The sequence below is a fragment of the Streptosporangium sp. NPDC001559 genome (assembly GCF_042893955.1).
Classification (GTDB): domain Bacteria; phylum Actinomycetota; class Actinomycetes; order Streptosporangiales; family Streptosporangiaceae; genus Streptosporangium.
The window spans coordinates 101,756-116,661 of record NZ_JBIAVG010000017.1 but is presented as its reverse complement, the minus strand read 5'-3'; the positions used below and the strand labels follow the sequence as shown (position 1 = coordinate 116,661).

The 14,906-nt window shown below is 70.4% G+C and carries 17 protein-coding genes; 10 read left to right on the top strand and 7 right to left on the bottom strand.

What is annotated here, in order from left to right:
- The first annotated feature begins 96 nt into the window (after window positions 1–96).
- Window positions 97–1,023, top strand: a complete 927-nt coding sequence (locus tag ACFYY8_RS32520) for an alpha/beta fold hydrolase (protein ID WP_390047621.1) — start codon at window positions 97–99, stop codon at window positions 1,021–1,023.
- Between the two features lie 21 nt (window positions 1,024–1,044).
- On the opposite strand, the gene ACFYY8_RS32515 is transcribed toward ACFYY8_RS32520, so the two are convergent.
- The 3 genes from ACFYY8_RS32515 to ACFYY8_RS32505 form a co-directional block, all read right to left on the bottom strand.
- A complete protein-coding gene (locus tag ACFYY8_RS32515; RefSeq protein ID WP_390047617.1) occupies window positions 1,045–1,659 on the bottom strand; it encodes a TetR/AcrR family transcriptional regulator in 615 nt (204 codons plus the stop codon).
- Between the two features lie 16 nt (window positions 1,660–1,675).
- Window positions 1,676–3,238, bottom strand: a complete 1,563-nt coding sequence (locus tag ACFYY8_RS32510) for an MFS transporter (protein ID WP_390047614.1) — start codon at window positions 3,236–3,238, stop codon at window positions 1,676–1,678.
- Between the two features lie 105 nt (window positions 3,239–3,343).
- Window positions 3,344–4,549: an MFS transporter gene (locus ACFYY8_RS32505; protein WP_390047612.1), complete on the bottom strand. Its 1,206-nt coding sequence runs from the start codon at window positions 4,547–4,549 to the stop codon at window positions 3,344–3,346.
- A gap of 186 nt (window positions 4,550–4,735) precedes the next feature.
- Between ACFYY8_RS32505 and panB the strand changes: the two genes are divergently transcribed.
- Entirely contained in the window at window positions 4,736–5,599 is an 864-nt protein-coding gene (panB, locus tag ACFYY8_RS32500; RefSeq protein ID WP_390047610.1) for a 3-methyl-2-oxobutanoate hydroxymethyltransferase, read from the top strand.
- Between the two features lie 64 nt (window positions 5,600–5,663).
- On the opposite strand, the gene ACFYY8_RS32495 is transcribed toward panB, so the two are convergent.
- Window positions 5,664–6,836 carry a trans-sulfuration enzyme family protein gene (locus tag ACFYY8_RS32495; protein WP_390047608.1) on the bottom strand — a complete coding sequence of 391 codons (1,173 nt, stop codon included), beginning with the start codon at window positions 6,834–6,836 and terminating at the stop codon, window positions 5,664–5,666.
- A gap of 123 nt (window positions 6,837–6,959) precedes the next feature.
- Between ACFYY8_RS32495 and ACFYY8_RS32490 the strand changes: the two genes are divergently transcribed.
- The 4 genes from ACFYY8_RS32490 to ACFYY8_RS32475 are packed head-to-tail and all read left to right on the top strand — an operon-like array spanning window position 6,960 to window position 10,370.
- Complete coding sequence (locus ACFYY8_RS32490) at window positions 6,960–7,877, top strand: ABC transporter ATP-binding protein (protein ID WP_390047606.1); 918 nt, start codon at window positions 6,960–6,962, stop codon at window positions 7,875–7,877.
- Window positions 7,874–8,650, top strand: coding sequence for an ABC transporter permease (locus tag ACFYY8_RS32485; RefSeq protein ID WP_390047604.1), 777 nt, complete (start codon window positions 7,874–7,876; stop codon window positions 8,648–8,650). Before ACFYY8_RS32490 ends, ACFYY8_RS32485 begins: the two co-directional genes overlap by 4 nt.
- 17 nt (window positions 8,651–8,667) lie before the next feature.
- On the top strand, window positions 8,668–9,768 hold the full coding sequence (locus ACFYY8_RS32480) for a sensor histidine kinase (protein ID WP_390047602.1): 1,101 nt from the start codon (window positions 8,668–8,670) through the stop codon (window positions 9,766–9,768).
- A complete protein-coding gene (locus tag ACFYY8_RS32475; protein WP_352008779.1) occupies window positions 9,765–10,370 on the top strand; it encodes a response regulator transcription factor in 606 nt (201 codons plus the stop codon). The genes ACFYY8_RS32480 and ACFYY8_RS32475 overlap by 4 nt, the downstream gene beginning before the upstream one ends.
- A 78-nt stretch (window positions 10,371–10,448) precedes the next feature.
- On the opposite strand, the gene npdG is transcribed toward ACFYY8_RS32475, so the two are convergent.
- Window positions 10,449–11,114, bottom strand: coding sequence for an NADPH-dependent F420 reductase (gene npdG, locus ACFYY8_RS32470; RefSeq protein ID WP_390047597.1), 666 nt, complete (start codon window positions 11,112–11,114; stop codon window positions 10,449–10,451).
- A 101-nt stretch (window positions 11,115–11,215) separates the two neighbouring features.
- Between npdG and ACFYY8_RS32465 the strand changes: the two genes are divergently transcribed.
- Window positions 11,216–11,797 carry a hypothetical protein gene (locus tag ACFYY8_RS32465; RefSeq protein WP_390047595.1) on the top strand — a complete coding sequence of 194 codons (582 nt, stop codon included), beginning with the start codon at window positions 11,216–11,218 and terminating at the stop codon, window positions 11,795–11,797.
- On the opposite strand, the gene ACFYY8_RS32460 is transcribed toward ACFYY8_RS32465, so the two are convergent.
- Window positions 11,769–12,797, bottom strand: coding sequence for a LysR family transcriptional regulator (locus ACFYY8_RS32460; protein ID WP_390047593.1), 1,029 nt, complete (start codon window positions 12,795–12,797; stop codon window positions 11,769–11,771). The genes ACFYY8_RS32465 and ACFYY8_RS32460 overlap by 29 nt on opposite strands.
- 103 nt (window positions 12,798–12,900) lie before the next feature.
- Here ACFYY8_RS32460 and ACFYY8_RS32455 point away from each other — a divergent pair, with 103 nt between their 5' ends.
- Together ACFYY8_RS32455 and ACFYY8_RS32450 are read left to right on the top strand one after the other, a co-directional pair.
- A complete protein-coding gene (locus ACFYY8_RS32455; protein WP_390047591.1) occupies window positions 12,901–13,164 on the top strand; it encodes a hypothetical protein in 264 nt (87 codons plus the stop codon).
- Window positions 13,161–13,823 carry a cyclase family protein gene (locus ACFYY8_RS32450; protein ID WP_390047589.1) on the top strand — a complete coding sequence of 221 codons (663 nt, stop codon included), beginning with the start codon at window positions 13,161–13,163 and terminating at the stop codon, window positions 13,821–13,823. Before ACFYY8_RS32455 ends, ACFYY8_RS32450 begins: the two co-directional genes overlap by 4 nt.
- Before the next feature lie 7 nt (window positions 13,824–13,830).
- On the opposite strand, the gene ACFYY8_RS32445 is transcribed toward ACFYY8_RS32450, so the two are convergent.
- Complete coding sequence (locus ACFYY8_RS32445; RefSeq protein ID WP_352008773.1) at window positions 13,831–14,010, bottom strand: hypothetical protein; 180 nt, start codon at window positions 14,008–14,010, stop codon at window positions 13,831–13,833.
- A 45-nt stretch (window positions 14,011–14,055) separates the two neighbouring features.
- Here ACFYY8_RS32445 and map point away from each other — a divergent pair, with 45 nt between their 5' ends.
- Window positions 14,056–14,904, top strand: a complete 849-nt coding sequence (gene map, locus ACFYY8_RS32440) for a type I methionyl aminopeptidase (RefSeq protein WP_352008772.1) — start codon at window positions 14,056–14,058, stop codon at window positions 14,902–14,904.
- Window positions 14,905–14,906: the final 2 nt, after the last annotated feature.

Below are 14,906 nucleotides of genomic sequence, written 5' to 3'. Positions count from 1 at the left end.
GCGACAATTCTTTACGGCATAAGCTATTCTTGCGCCCATTAACTCCTTACGGCGTACGGAATTACCGCCGCCGCTGGAAGAACCGGAGAGACGCCCATGCCCACGGTGACCCTGCACGACGCGAGCCCCATCGAGGTGGAGATCCACGGCGAGGGACCCGTCCTGCTGCTACCCGTCGACCCCCTCCCCGCCGAGGGGCCCCAGGCCGAGACGATGCGTGCCTGGGGCATGGACCCCGCGCTCGGCCGCTCCCTCATCGAGGGCCTGCGCGACGCCTTCACGGTGGTCGCCTTCGACTACGAGAACCACGTCCTGGCCAACCCCAAGCCCGGCACCCTGACCCCCGCCAACATCGCCCGCGACCTGCTCGCCGTCGCCGACGCCGCTGGTGCCGACCGGTTCGCCTACTACGGCTACTCCTGGCTCGCGTTGAGCGGACTCCAGCTCGCGCTCAGGACCGACCGGCTGTCCGCCCTGGTCATGGGCGGTTTCCCGCCACTCGGCGGGCCGTACGCGGAGATGCTGCGGGTGACCACGGCGACCCACGAGATGGCGCTCGCCGGACCCTCGGAAAAAACCACAGAAAAAACCACAGAAAAAACCACAGAGAAAACCACGGAGAAAGCCGCCGGGGAGGCCGCCGAGAAGCCCTCAGGACCGCCGGAGAAGGACGACTGGTCGTCGGTCGAGGTGACGTTGTCGCCGGACCAGACCAGGCAGTTCGTCACGCTGTACGAGGAACTGCGGGGGTTCGACGATCTGGCGGCCCAGGCCCGGATCACCTGCCCCAGGCTCTGTTTCGTCGGATCGGCCGACGACATCGAGTACGGCGAGCGCTGGGGCGGGGTGCGTGTGGGCATCGCGAGCGCGGTCGTCGGGCGGCGGGCCGAGATCGAGGCCCTCGGCTGGGACGTGACGGTCCTGGACGGGCTCGACCACATGGGGGCCATGCAGCCTCCCACGGTCCTGCCCCTGGTGCGCCCGTGGCTGCGGGCACGGATCGGCGCCCGAACCACCGGATGAGGCCCGGGCGTGAGGCGGGGATCAGCGAGGGGACATACCGACGAGCAGATGGTCGATGACCCGCTCGGCGGTCCCCTCGGGAAGATCCTCCTGATCGGGGCCGAAGCCTCTGACGTACCAGACCACGGTCCCGATCAGCGAGGCGATGGAGACCGGCACGTCGAGGTCGGCCCTCAGCTCGCCGGTCGCGATGCCACGCTGCAGCAACGCGGTCAGTACGGCCCTGCGCGGCGCGATGGTCGCCTGGTGGATGCGCTGCACGAGGCGGGGATGCCGTTCGGTCTCGTTCATCGCGATGTTCATCACGCACCGCGACCGCGCGTTGCGCGTCTCCTGCAGGAAGACCTCGGCGCAGGCGACCAGGTCCTCGCGCAACGACCTGCCCGCCAGCGCGGGCAGCGGCGCCTTGAGGGCGGCGAGGGCGTCGACGAGCAGATCTTCCTTGTTGGACCATCGGCGGTAGATCGTCGTCTTGCCGACGCCCGCGCGGGCGGCGATCGCCTCGATCGACAGCTCACCGAGGCCGCTGCTCTCGCTGATCAGATCGAGGGTCGCCTCAATGATCGCCTTCTCTGCCCTGGCGCTGCGGGGGCGGCCCGCGGGACGGGCCGCCTGAGTCTCATCCGTCGTGGTCATCGTATGTCCACATTACCTACACGCCGGCCGGTTCCTTATCGAGATCGTGCTGTTCCGCGACCGTCACCGGGGCGTTCTTTCCCGGCAGCCACCTGAGCACCACCAGAGCGCCGAGGAGTGCGATGGCGGCGGAGACCAGCGAGGTGACGTGCATGCCGTCGAGGAAGGCGTGCTTGGCGGGCTCTATCAGCGCGGCACCGCGCTCGCCAAGGGCCTTGGCCGCGCCGATCGTGGCCGTCAGGGACTCGCCCGCCACGTGCTGGAGGTCGGCGGGCAGGCCGGTCAGGCTGGGGGCGATCTCGTCACGGTAGGTCGCCGAGAGCAGCGAGCCGAGCAGGGCGACGCCGAGCGCTCCCGCGACCTGGCGGATGGTGTTGCTCATAGCCGAGCCGACGCCCGCCTTCTCCCTGGGCAACGCCTCCATGATCGTGGTGGTCGCGGGCGGCATGATGTTGGCCATCGCCGCGCCCTGGACGAAGAAGACGATCTCGATCAGCAGGACGGGGGTGTTCTGGTCCATCAGCGCGTACGAGCCGAGGGCCGCGGCCACCACGACCATGCTCACGGTCGCGCTCACCTTGCTGCCGAAGCGCCTGACCATCTGCTGGCTGAGCGGGGCGAAGATGATCTGCGCCGCGGCGAACGGGATCATCAGCGCGCCCGACTCCATCGGGGTGAAGCCGAGGACGATCTGCAGGTAGAAGATCAGGAAGAACATCGCGCCCATCATCGCGAAGAACACGATGCCGATCATGCCGACCGCGGTGGAGAAACGGACGTTGGAGAAGTAGCGGACGTCGAAGGCCGGGTGGTCGATGCGGCGCTCGTACCAGACGAAGGCCGCGAGCACGGCCACGCCGAGGATCGTCGGGACCAGCACCTCGGCGCTGGCGACCGTGGCCAGCTCACCGCCCCTGATGATGCCGTAGGTGATCGCCACGAGGCCGATGATGGACAGCAGCACGCCGACCGGGTCGAGTCTGGAGGGCTTGGGGTCACGCGACTCGGGCACGACGAGGGCGATGAGCACCATGCTGACCAGCACGATCGGCAGGTTGACCAGGAAGACCGAACCCCACCAGAAGTGCTCGATGAGCAGGCCGCCGGTGATCGGGCCGATCGCCACGGCGATGCCGACGCCTCCCGCCCAGACGCCGATCGCCTTGCCGCGCTCCTGCGGGGGGAAGACGTTGGAGATGATCGCGAGGGTGGCCGGCATGATCGCGGCGCCCCCGACGCCCATGAAGGCGCGCGCGACGATCAGCTGGGTCGGGTCCTGGGCGTAGGCGCTGGCCAGCGACGCCAGGCCGAAGAGCACCATGCCGATGAACAGCATGCGCTTACGACCGGTGCGGTCGCCGATCACGCCGAAGGTGAACAGCAGACCGGCGAAGACGAGCGTGTAGGAGTTGATCGCCCACTCAAGCTGACTCTGCGTGGCCCCCAGCCCCTCCTGAGGGTCGGCGATCGTCTTCAGCGCGACGTTGAGGATCGTGTTGTCCAGCACGACCGCCAGGAGGCTGAAGACCAGCACCCCCAGGATCTGCCACCGTCTCGGGTGGCCGGTTTGGTGTTCCATGGATGCCCCGTTTCGATACACAAAAGTTTCGAAACAGTACCGTATCGGTAGATCATACGATACGCAACCGTTGCGTTTCGTATTTGCCGGATATTTCCGGCAGATTCACGTGGAAACCGGCACAGATTCCTCAACCTGGACACCGGTTCGTCGCCAGAACGGCAGGGCGAGCAGCACCATCACCACCCCCACGAGGCCCGCGACGGCGAAGGCCCAGCCCGGCCCCCAGGAGTCGATGAGCGCCCCGCCCATCGGCGCCGACGCGGCACCGCCGATCAGCAACGCCGTACCGTGCAGGCCCATCGCCTCACCGCGCGCCCCCGCGGGAACCCAGCGGCTCAAGGTATCGACCGTGGCCGACAATCCCGGCGCGCACAGCACCCCGGCCGGGACAAGCGCCACCATCAGCCAGCGCCAGTCGTCGCCGACCAGCCCGACGGGGATGGTGAGCGCGCCCATGGCGCCGATCAGCAACAGCGGGGAGAAACCCCGCGACAGGCCACCGTACACGAAGCCGCCGAGCAGGGAGTAAGCGCACCAGACACCGATCGCCAGGCCCGTCCAGGCGGTGTCGCCCGACTGCTTCATGACCGCGACCAGCGAGAGCTCGGTCGTGGTGAGCACGAAGGTCGCGGCGCACACGGTGCCGAGCAGGCCCACGAACGCCGGGGTCAGCCAGCCTCGCCTGGACACCGGCTCGCCGGTCTTCGCGATCTCCCGCGCCTCCTCCGCCGAGCGGACGGGCGGGTTCAGCGCGAACAACGTCGCGCCCGCCCCGACAAGGCCGACCCCGACCACGCACATCGTCCACGTGCTGCCGAGCAGGGTGACGCCGAGGACACCGAGCGCGGGACCCGTCATGTAGGACAACTCGATGATCATCGAGTCGAGGGAGAAGCCGAGCCTGCGCTGTTCGAGAGGGACCATCGCCGCGACGCACTGCCTGATCACGCTGAACAGCGGCAGGCTGAGCAGCCCGGCCAGCGCCGTCGCGGCCAGCAGCGCGGGGAACGGCAGCGCCCAGGCCGTCGCCCAGAACGCCAGTTGCGCCAGCGAGGTCACCAGGATCACGGGCCGCAGCCCCCTGCGGTCGATGAACCGTCCCGCGAGCGGCGAGCCGACGGCCGTGCCGATCGCGCTCGCCGTCGCGGCCAGCCCCGCCTGGGCGAATCCGAGCCCCAGCCCGTTGACCACGTGCAGGGTCAGGGTGATCCCGGTCGCGGTCGCCGGGATCCGGGCGACCATTCCCACCAGCAACAACGACCGCACACCGGGAACGGACAGCAGACGACGGTAAGGCTCCAATGCCATTTGATTGCTTACCTCCCCGCGTATTGTGTCGTATGGCACCGGCACGCTCCGCACCGGATTACGGTCGGGGCCGGGGGTGTTTATCAAGACGTCCGCGTGCAATCATCGGAAGCAGTCCGGGGACGTCACAGGGACGCCTCGAGACTTCACTGGAGGCTTTTCATGCCCTCTTCTGTGTCTTCGTCCATGCCTTCCTCCGCGCCCTCCGCGCCCTCCACGGCCGGCCAGCCGACCGCCCTCTACGGCGGCAAGGCCGGGCGAAGGGTCACCGTCCGCGACATCGCCGCGGCCAAAGAACGGGGCGAGAGGTGGCCGATGGTCACCGCCTACGACGCCATGACGGCGAGGGTCTTCGACGAGGCGGGCATCCCGGTGCTGCTCGTCGGCGACTCGGCCGCCATGGTCGTCTACGGCCACGACTCCACGCTGCCGGTCTCGGTCGACGACCTCCTCCCGCTCACCTCGGCCGTGGTGCGCGGCTCCTCCCGCGCGATGGTGGTCGCCGACCTGCCGTTCGGCTCCTACCAGGCCTCTCCCCAGCAGGCGCTGGAGACGGCCGCCCGCTTCATGAAGGAGGCGGGAGCCCACGCGATCAAGCTCGAAGGCGGGCGCCGGGTCCTCCCCCAGGTCGAGACCCTGGTCTCGGCGGGCATCCCGGTGATGGCCCACCTGGGCCTGACCCCGCAGTCGGTCAACGCCTTCGGCGGCTACCGGGTGCAGGGGCGCGGCCAGTCGGGTGACGAGCTGATGGCCGACGCCAAGGACCTGGAGTACGCCGGGGCCTTCGCCGTGGTCCTGGAGTGCGTCCCCGGCGACCTCGCCGAGCGGGTCACCGCCTCCCTGTCGATCCCGACGGTCGGCATCGGCGCCGGTCCCGCGACCGACGCCCAGGTCCTCGTCTGGCAGGACCTGATGGGGCTGACCCCCAACCCGCCGAAGTTCGTCAAGCGGTACTCCGACCTGGCGGGCGAGATGAACCGGGCGGTACGCGCCTTCGCCGACGAGGTGACCGGCGGCGCCTTCCCCACCGTCGAGCACAGCTACCGCTGACCCACCGCCGACCCCACTGTGTACGGCCCGGTGTTCGCCGGGCCGTACACCCCTCAGCGGGTCGTCAAGAAAGCGCCTGGGAGAAGTCGTCCCACAGGTCCTCGATGTGCTCGATGCCGACCGCGACCCGGACCGTGCCCTCGCCGATCCCGTGCCGGGCCAGTTCCTCCGGCGTCAGCGACCGGTGCGAGGTGGTCGCCGGGTGCAGGACGAGGGTCTCTACGCCGCCGAGCGACGGGGCCAGCAGCGCCAGCCGTACCGAGCTCATGAACTTCTCGCCCGCCGCGCGCCCGCCGACGAGATCGAAGGAGAAGACCCCGCCGAAGTCGGGCAGCAGCTTCCTGGCCAGGGCGTGCGAGGGGTGGGAGGGCAGGCCGGGCCAGTGCACCGCGACGACAGCGGGGTGGTTGTCCAGGCGCAGGGCCAGCTCACGGGTGTTGGCGCAGTGGCGTTCCATGCGCAGCGGCAGCGTCTGAATGCCGCGCAGGGTGAGCCAGGCGGCGAACGGGTCGGCGGTGGCGCCCAGTTCGACCGCGAAGTGCCACACCCTGCGGTACAGCTCCTCCGAGGCGAAGACCGCGACTCCGCCGAGCACGTCGGTGTGCCCGCTCAGGTACTTGGTCGTCGAGTGGACCACGATGTCGGCCCCGTGCTCGATCGGACGGCACAGCACCGGTGAGGCGAAGGTGTTGTCCACCACGGAGATCAGTCCCGCCTCACGGGCGGCGGCGCACATCCCCGGCAGGTCGGCCACCTGGGTCACCGGGTTGGCGATGGTCTCCAGGTAGACCAGCCTGCTCTCCGGCCGTACGGCGGCGCGCAACGCCTCCGGGTCGTCCTCAGAGACGTAGGAGACCTCGATGCCGAAGCGCGAGGCCAGGTCGTTGAGCATCGCCGCGGTGCCGCCGTACAGGGGCTTCTGCGCGATCAGGTGGTCGCCGGGCTTGAGCAGCCCGAGCAGTACCGAGTTGATCGCCCCCATGCCCGAGGCGGTCGCGACCGCCCCGACGCCGCCTTCCAGCCCGGCGACGGCCTCCTCGAGGGAGCGGACGGTCGGGTTGGACAGCCTGCCGTACACGAAGGCGCCGTCGGGGCGGTTCATCCCGTCGGCGAACACGGCCGGGTCCTCGAAGGAGAAGCCCGAGGTCTGGTAGATCGGCACGGCGATGGGGCGGCTGCCGTTCAGCGACGGCCTGGGCAGATGGACGGTGCGCGTCTCCGGGCGAAGTTCAGTCATGTGTCAAGGATGTCCACCACGCCGTGGACCTAGTCGAGAAGGGTCCGAGGACTTTGCCCTGATGCGTCAGACATGTGAATTCCTCACTGCCGGAGCGGGCCGCCGGACCGCATGCTCTGAGGTGTGACAGCGATTCAGGTGGACGGGCTCAGGAAGTCCTACGGGGACTTCACGGCCGTCAAGGATGTCTCGTTCGAGGTGGCGCAGGGGGAGATCTTCGCCCTGCTCGGGCGCAACGGTGCCGGGAAGACCACCACGGTCGAGGTGCTGGCCGGGTTCCAGGAGGCCGACGAGGGCACGGTCCGGGTACTCGGCCTCGACCCGGTCAAGGACCGGGTGAAGGTGCGCCGCAGCAGCGGCATCATGCTCCAGGAGGCGGGGTTCTTCCCCGATCTGACCGTGGCGCAGACGGTGGACGCCTGGCGGGACTTCGTGGCCGCTCCGAGGCCCGGGGACGAGGCGCTCGGGCTGGCGGGACTCGACGCGAAGGCGGGCACCAGGGTGCGCCAGCTCTCCGGCGGGGAGAAGCGCCGTCTCGACCTCGCCCTGGCCATCCTGAGCAGGCCGGACGTGCTCTTCCTCGACGAGCCGACCACCGGGATGGACCCGAGGGCCCGCAGGGACACCTGGGAGATCATCCTGGAGCTGGCCGGGCAGGGCACGACCGTCCTGCTCACCACGCACTACCTGGAGGAGGCGCAGCGCCTGGCCTCCAGCATGGTGATCATGGACCGTGGGACGGTCGTCGCGGGCGGCGGAATGGCCGAGACCCTGGCCGCCCAGACGGGCCGGGTCGCCTTCGAGCTTCCCCCCTCGGCCCGTCTGGAGGACCTGCCCGTCCCCGGCGCGACGGCGGAGGGCGACCTCGCCGTCTACCGCGTCCCCGACCCCGACCTCACCGCCCACGCCCTGCTGAACTGGGCGGCCGGTCACAGTCTGCGACTGCGTGGCTTCGAGGTCCGTACGGCGACGCTCGAAGACCTGTTCCTCGACCTCGCGACCGACGAGAAGACCGACGAGACGGAAAAGGAGGTGGTGTGACCGTGTCCGCACGTGACCTGACGGTCGTCACCCGCTTCAACGGCCGCCTGTTCTGGCGGGACCGTACGGCGCTGAGCACGTCCGTGCTGTTGTTCCTCCTGCTCGGCACCGGGATGCCGCTGATGATGGACCGGCTGGGGGAGGGCGGCCCGGAGTTCCTGGTCGACATGCACCTGGGAGTGCTGGCCACGGTCCTCGTCATCTCGACGTTCCAGCAGACCGCGGTCACCCTGAGCACCCGGCGTGACCAGCTCCTCCTCAAGCGGCTACGGGCCACCGGCCTCGGTGACCGCGACATCCTCGGCGGGGAGATCGTCAACCTCGTCCTGCAGAGCACGGCGCTGACCGCGGTGGTCTCGGTCGCGCTGTACGGGTTGACGAGCCTGCCGGTGCCGCGTGATCCGCTGCTGTACCTGTTCGCCGTGGTCGCGGGCGCCCTCGTGCTGTGCCTGCTGGGCGCGGCCTTCACCGTGATCGTGCCGCGCAGCGAGCTGGCCGGTCCGATGGCGATGCCGTTCTTCCTGCTGGCGGGACTCGGCGTGGGCGGCTTCGGCCCCATCATGCAGGTGCTGCCCGGCTGGGTGGGCACGGTCCTCGGCCTGCTGCCGACCGACGCCGTCGTGGACATGGCCCGTACCGCCTACGCGGCGCACGGCAGCCTGGGCGGCGACCTGCGGGCGGCCGCCCTACCGACGCTGAAGCTGGCGGTGTGGGCGGCGATCGCGGTGCTCGTCATCGTCCGCGGGTTCCGCTGGGAGAGCAGGAAATCGTAGGTTGGTAGGTTCCTGACATGCGGATCACCCCTCAGCACGTGGCCGTGGGCACCGTCTACGTCATCGCCGTCGGTTTCACCCTGGTCATCTTCTCTCTGATCAGGACTCCCCTGGAGGGCGTGATCCTGACGGTGGCCGCCCTCGCCTTCCTGGTTCCGCATCACCTGGTGGTACGGCGGGCACTGCGGGGGCGGGAGCCGAGCGGCGTGCCGGTCGCCCTGATCGTCGAGATCGCCGTCACCTACGGGACGATCCCGGTGCTGTTCTCGCTCTCGCCGTTTCTCGGCTACAACTGGGCGTCGAGCATGCAGACGATCCTGGCCTCCGCGGTGCTCCTCAGACTGCGGCTCGGAGCGGCGATCCCCGTGATGGCCGTGATCGGGATGATCGACCTGGGGATGGGATTCGTCGTCTCCGGCGGCAGCGTGCCACTCGCCCTGTACAACCTGGTCACCGTCGTCGTGACGAGCGGGGTGACCTACGGGGCGGTACGGCTGGTCGTCGTCAGTGAGCAGCTCGCCGAGGCGAGGATGGAGCTGGCCGAGGCCGCGGTGCTGCGGGAACGGCTGCGTATCTCCCGTGACCTGCACGACGGCCTGGGCAGCAGCCTGACCGCCATCGCCCTCAAGGGCGACCTCGCCCACCGGCTCGTGGACGCCGACCCGGGGGCGGCCAAGACGGAGCTCTCCGAGCTGGCGGCCGTGGCCAGGGACGCCGCGCAGGAGGTGCGGCAGGTGGCCAGGGGATACCGGGAGATGTCACTGGCGCAGGAGGTCCACCGGGCGGTCGCTCTGCTTGAGGCCTCCGGCGTGAACTGCCGGACCGACCTGGCAGAACTGACGGTCCCCCGCCCGGTGGACGAGGCCCTCGCCTGGGCCGTGCGCGAGGGGGTCACCAACGTCGTACGGCACAGCCAGGCCACGACCTGTTCGATCAGCACCTCGGCGGACGAGGGCGCGGTGCGCCTTGAGCTGGTCAACGACCGCGCCCGCAGAGAGGCCGGGCGCGGCAACGGGCTGACCGGCCTGCGGGAGCGGGCGGAGGGACTCGGCGGCTCGGTCAGCGCCGGCCGGACCGAGGGCGGCGGGTTCCGGCTCGCGATGGAGGTGCCCGCGTGATCAGGGTGCTGCTGGCCGAGGACATGCACATGATCAGGGCGGCGCTGGTCGCGCTGCTGCGTCTCGAACCGGACATCGAGGTGGTCGCCGAGGTCACCGGGGGCGACGAGATCGTGCCCGCCGCGCTACGGACCCGTCCTGACGTCGCGGTGCTGGACATCGAGCTTCCCGTCGTCGACGGCATCACCGCCTCCGTCGAGCTGCGGGAACGGCTGCCCGGCTGCCGGGTGCTCGTCCTCACCGCGATGGGTCAGCCGGGGCAGGTGCGCAGGGCGCTGGCCGAGGGCATCGAGGCGTTCCTGGTCAAGGACGCCCCCGGCGACCGGCTGGCGGACGCGATCCGCCGGACCGCCCAGGGCCTGCGGGTGCTCGACCCCGAACTGGTCGCCACCGCCCTCGCCTACGGCGCCAGCCCGCTGACCCCGAGGGAGACGACCGTGCTGAGGGAGGCCGCGCTCGGCGCCCCCGCCGAGGAGATCGCCGCGAGGCTGCACCTGTCGGCGGGGACGGTCCGCAACTATCTGACCGGGGCGATCGCCAAGACCGGCGCCAGGAACAAGGTCGAGGCCATCAGGATCGCCCAGGACGTCGGCTGGATCTGAAGCCCGTTCGTGGATCTCCACGCCTACCTCGGTCGCCCGGGGGCGCCCCGCGCGAAAGGACCCGGCCGGTGACGAGGCTCAGACGTCGGTGACGCGCAACCCGGCGTGGGCCTTGTAGCGGCGGTTGATCGAGATGAGGTTGGCGGTCAGCGCCTCGATCTGGTGCGCGTTGCGCAGGCGGCCGCCGTACACGCCGCGCACGCCGTTGATCCGGGAGGCCAGCGCCTGCACGGTGTCGGTCGCCTCGCGGTCGTCACCCAGGACGAGCACGTCCAGGTCGATCTTCTCGACCTCGGGGTCGAGCAGCAGAACGGCGGAGACGTGGTGGAAGGCGGCGACGACCCGGCTGTCGGGGAGCACGGCGGCGGCCTGCTGGGCGGCGCTGCCCTCCTCCACCGGCAGCGCGTAGGCCCCCTGCTTGTCGAAGCCGAGCGGGTTGACGCAGTCGACGACGATCTTCCCCGCCAGCTCGGCGCGCAGGGACTCAAGGGTGGAACGGTGGCCGTCCCAGGGGATGGCCACGATCACCACGTCGGCCTGGGCCGCCACGGTCGCGTTGTCCGCGCCGCTCACTTGGCCGCCGAGACCCGCCGCGGCCTCCTGGGCGCGTTCGGCGCTGCGCGAGCCGATCAGCACCGGATTGCCCGCCAGGGCGAACCGCCTGGCCAGCCCCTTGCCCTGGTCACCGGTGCCGCCAAGGATTCCGATGGAGATGCCGCTCACGTCTGGAAGATCGGTGCTCACTGGTCGCTCCCCGCTCACTGTCTGCCGGCGTTGTCTGTCCAGATCATGCCAGGGTCGTGTTCCTCAGGCTGTACCGGGGCGACGGGGGGCACCATGGAGGGATGGACTCTCGGTCAGCGGAAATCCTACGTGAGATCCTTTCCTCCTCCGGCTGGGTCGAGCGCACCCGCGAGTTCGGCCTCACCCTGCGCGCGACGCGCTCACCCGGCGGGCTGCTGGTCGTCGGCACGCCCGGCGAGGAGCCCTGGCACCTGGCCGCGCACCTGGGTGACGAGGCCAGGCTCGCCGGGCTTCCCCAGCTCGCTCCGACCCTGGTGCGCTGGGCCCCCGACCCCGGCGCCCCCGAGCACCTGCGTGTCGGGCTCGACAGGATCGAGCGGGCGAGGCGGGGCGAGACGCTGTTCGTCGTGGCCGAGGAGCGGGCCCCGGCACCCCTGCTCGAACGGGTCAGTGACGCCCGGCGTGTCGGGGCGACCGTCCTGGCGCTCGACGGCGGCGACCCCGAGCTTGAGGGCCTCGCCCACGACGCGCTGGCCGTCACCGAACGGGCGCCGCTCTCCTTCGACGGCGCCCAGCACCTGATCAGCCTGGCCGCGGGTGAGACCGGGAGGCGGCCCGGCCTGCGCGACAGGCTGGCCAGGCTGCTCGAACGGGTCAGCGGCCCCCGGGTCCCCTCCTACTGACCGCCCCTCCCGTCGGCCGTCCCTGTCCGCCGTCCGTGCCCCAGGTGAAGCGCCGTCGTCGCGGCGTCCCGTAGCGTTTGCCGACCCGGGTGCCGAGAGCCTGCGCCGCCTCCCTGAGCGCGGCGATGACCACCGCCTGCACCGGCCCCGGCTCTCCCGAGCGGGCGCGGCTGATCCGGGTCACGACGCTGAGACTGCGGGCTCCCACGTTGGGGATGCCGGTCACCACGACCTCCCCCGCGGGGACCTCGAGCAGCGCCAGCGAGGGGACGATCGCCACCCCGTGCCCCGCCGCGACCATGGAGAGGGTGGGCGGGAACTCCTCGATGACGTGCGCCCTGCGCGGGGTGAACCCGTGCAGGGCGGCCAGCCGTTCGAGCGCCTGCCCGCAGGCCTGGTCGGCCGGTCCGGCGATCCACGGCATCCCGCCCAGGTCCGTGACGGTGCGGGGGATCTCCGCCCAGCCGGGAGGCGCCACGATGCGGTACTCGTCCACGTAGAGCGGGTGGGAGACGAGCGCCGAGTGCGTGGGGACGGGCTCGTCGGCGTCCTGCTCGGTGATGGCCAGGTCGATCCCGCCGAGCCTGAGCTCCCGCAGCGCGGGCGCACCGTACAGCTCGTGGACGCGGGGGGCGACCTGGGGGTGGCGCTCGGCGAGCGTGACCAGGGCGGGCAGCACCAGATGCCGGATGACCGTGGGGAAGGCGGCGATCGAGACCGGACCGGCCAGCAGTTCGGTGAAGCGGGTCAGCTCCCGCCTGGCCTCGCTGAGCTCCTCCTCGATCCGCCCGGCGTATCCGGCGAGCACCCGGCCCGCGGGGGTGAGGGCGACCCTGCGCTGTGAGCGGTCGATGAGCGCGAGACCGACCTCACGTTCGAGCTGGGCGAGTTGCTGGGAGACCGCGGAGGCGGTCAGGTGCAGCGCCTCGGCCGCCCGCATGACACCGCCGCGGACCGCCACCTCGTGGAGCACCAGCAGCCGCCGCGGATCGATTTCCATGCAGCTCAGCTTACGCTCCTGTTTAGAAGACTTTATTTGCGCTTCAACAAGGGAGGCCGGGACCATGGAGGCATGAGCACCCTCCCCACCGGGGCGTGATCCGGTGCCCCTCTTCGTCGACGTCCTCGGCTGGTCCGGCGCCGCCGTCATGCTGTACGGCTACGCCATGGTGTCCTCGTCCCGGATGGCCGGGGACGGCCTGCCGTACCAGGTGATCAACCTCGCCGGGTCGGCCGCCCTGATGGTCAACGCGGGCTGGCACTCCGCGTGGCCCTCGGCGATCCTCAACGTCGTCTGGGCCGCGATCGGCCTGACCGCCGTGCTCAGAAACGCCCGAAACGACAGAAAGACGATGGGTCTCCCATGACACGGCTGATCGAGCTGAGCCACCGCGTCACCGATGGCATGCTCACCTACCCGGGCGTCCCCGGCCCCCGGCTCGGTGTGCACCTGAGCCGGGAGGCCTCACGTGAGGTCTACGCTCCGGGCACCGAGTTCCACATCGGCACCGTCGAACTGGCCGCCAACACCGGCACCTATCTCGACACCCCCTACCACCGCTACCCGGACGGCCCCGACCTGTCGGGGGTGCCGCTGGAGGCGGTCGCCGACCTTCCCGGACTGGTCATCAGGGCCGAGGGGGAACGGTCCGTCGGAGCCGACCGGTTCACCGGTCTTGAGGTGCGCGGCAGGGCCGTGCTCGTCCACACCGGCTGGGACCGGCACTTCGGCACCGAGGCCTACTTCCACGGCCACCCCTACCTCGAACCGGAGGCGGCGCGGTGGCTGCGGGAGCAGGGGGCGGCCCTCGTCGGGATCGACTCGCTGAACATCGACGACACCCCGCCGAGGGGCGAGCGCCCGGCTCACACGCTTCTGCTCGGCGCGGGCATCCCGATCGTCGAGCACATGACCGGCCTGTCCGCGCTGCCCGACACCGGGTTCCGCCTCCACGCCGCTCCCCCGATGGTCGTGGGCCTCGGCACCTTCCCGGTCCGCGCCTACGCCGTCGTCGAGGAGCGGTAGCGTCCGCTCAGTCGTCGTCCCAGGCCTTGTCCTGCGCGCGCCAGGACTCGTTGCGCTCGGCCGCGGTCTTCAGGGCGTTGGCCGCGGCCTCCCGGGTCTCGTAGGGGCCCATGCGGTCCTTGTTCGGGCAGCCCTCGTCGGGCTCGACCGCCATGTGCGTGAGACAGAACCACCATCGATCGCTCATACGATCAATCCTGCCCAGTGAGAACCGCAACTAGACTGGGGGACCATGACGACACTGCTCCAGCCCGGGCGGATCTCGCCCACCCGAAAGGTTCCCGCCCACATCGAACGGCCGGAGTACGTAGGGAAGAAATCCCCCAAGACCGGGGAGCCCGACGTCAAGACCCCCGAGATCATCGAGCGGATGCGGGTCGCGGGCAAGCTGGCCGCCCAGGCGCTCGAAGAGGTCGGCAGGCACGTGGCGCCCGGCGTCACGACCGACGAGCTCGACCGGATCGGCCACGAGTTCCTCTGCGACCACGGCGCCTACCCCAGCACGCTCGGCTACCGCGGCTACCCCAAGTCGCTGTGCACCTCGATCAACGAGGTGATCTGCCACGGCATCCCCGACGACACCGTGCTGCGCGACGGCGACATCGTCAACGTCGACATCACCGCGTTCATCGGCGGCGTGCACGGCGACACCGACGCGACCTTCCTGGTCGGCGAGGTCGACGAGGAGTCCCGGCTGCTGGTCGAGCGCACCCGCGAGGCGACCAACCGGGCCATCAAGGCCGTCGCCCCCGGACGCCAGCTCAACGTGGCGGGCCGTGTGATCGAGGCCTACGCCAAGCGGTTCGGCTACGGCGTGGTCCGCGACTTCACCGGGCACGGCATCGGCACGACCTTCCACTCCGGGCTGATCGTCCCGCACTACGACGACCCGTCGCTCGCGGTCACCCTCGAACCCGGCATGACGTTCACCATCGAGCCCATGCTGACGCTCGGCACGATCGACTACGAGATCTGGCCCGACGGGTGGACCGCGGTGACCCGGGACCGTAAGCGGACCGCCCAGTTCGAGCACACCATCCTGGTCACCGAGAGCGGCCACGAGATCCTCACGCTTCCCTGACG

Bases quoted from the DNA above. Each gene is read 5' to 3' on its own strand.
- ACFYY8_RS32520 (WP_390047621.1), top strand. From the start codon at position 97: ATGCCCACGGTGACCCTGCACGACGCGAGCCCCATCGAGGTGGAGATC.
- ACFYY8_RS32515 (WP_390047617.1), bottom strand. From the start codon at position 1,659: ATGACCACGACGGATGAGACTCAGGCGGCCCGTCCCGCGGGCCGCCCC.
- ACFYY8_RS32510 (WP_390047614.1), bottom strand. From the start codon at position 3,238: ATGGAACACCAAACCGGCCACCCGAGACGGTGGCAGATCCTGGGGGTG.
- ACFYY8_RS32505 (WP_390047612.1), bottom strand. From the start codon at position 4,549: ATGGCATTGGAGCCTTACCGTCGTCTGCTGTCCGTTCCCGGTGTGCGG.
- panB (WP_390047610.1), top strand. From the start codon at position 4,736: ATGCCTTCCTCCGCGCCCTCCGCGCCCTCCACGGCCGGCCAGCCGACC.
- ACFYY8_RS32495 (WP_390047608.1), bottom strand. From the start codon at position 6,836: ATGACTGAACTTCGCCCGGAGACGCGCACCGTCCATCTGCCCAGGCCG.
- ACFYY8_RS32480 (WP_390047602.1), top strand. From the start codon at position 8,668: ATGCGGATCACCCCTCAGCACGTGGCCGTGGGCACCGTCTACGTCATC.
- ACFYY8_RS32465 (WP_390047595.1), top strand. From the start codon at position 11,216: ATGGACTCTCGGTCAGCGGAAATCCTACGTGAGATCCTTTCCTCCTCC.
- ACFYY8_RS32460 (WP_390047593.1), bottom strand. From the start codon at position 12,797: ATGGAAATCGATCCGCGGCGGCTGCTGGTGCTCCACGAGGTGGCGGTC.
- ACFYY8_RS32450 (WP_390047589.1), top strand. From the start codon at position 13,161: ATGACACGGCTGATCGAGCTGAGCCACCGCGTCACCGATGGCATGCTC.
- ACFYY8_RS32445 (WP_352008773.1), bottom strand. From the start codon at position 14,010: ATGAGCGATCGATGGTGGTTCTGTCTCACGCACATGGCGGTCGAGCCC.
- map (WP_352008772.1), top strand. From the start codon at position 14,056: ATGACGACACTGCTCCAGCCCGGGCGGATCTCGCCCACCCGAAAGGTT.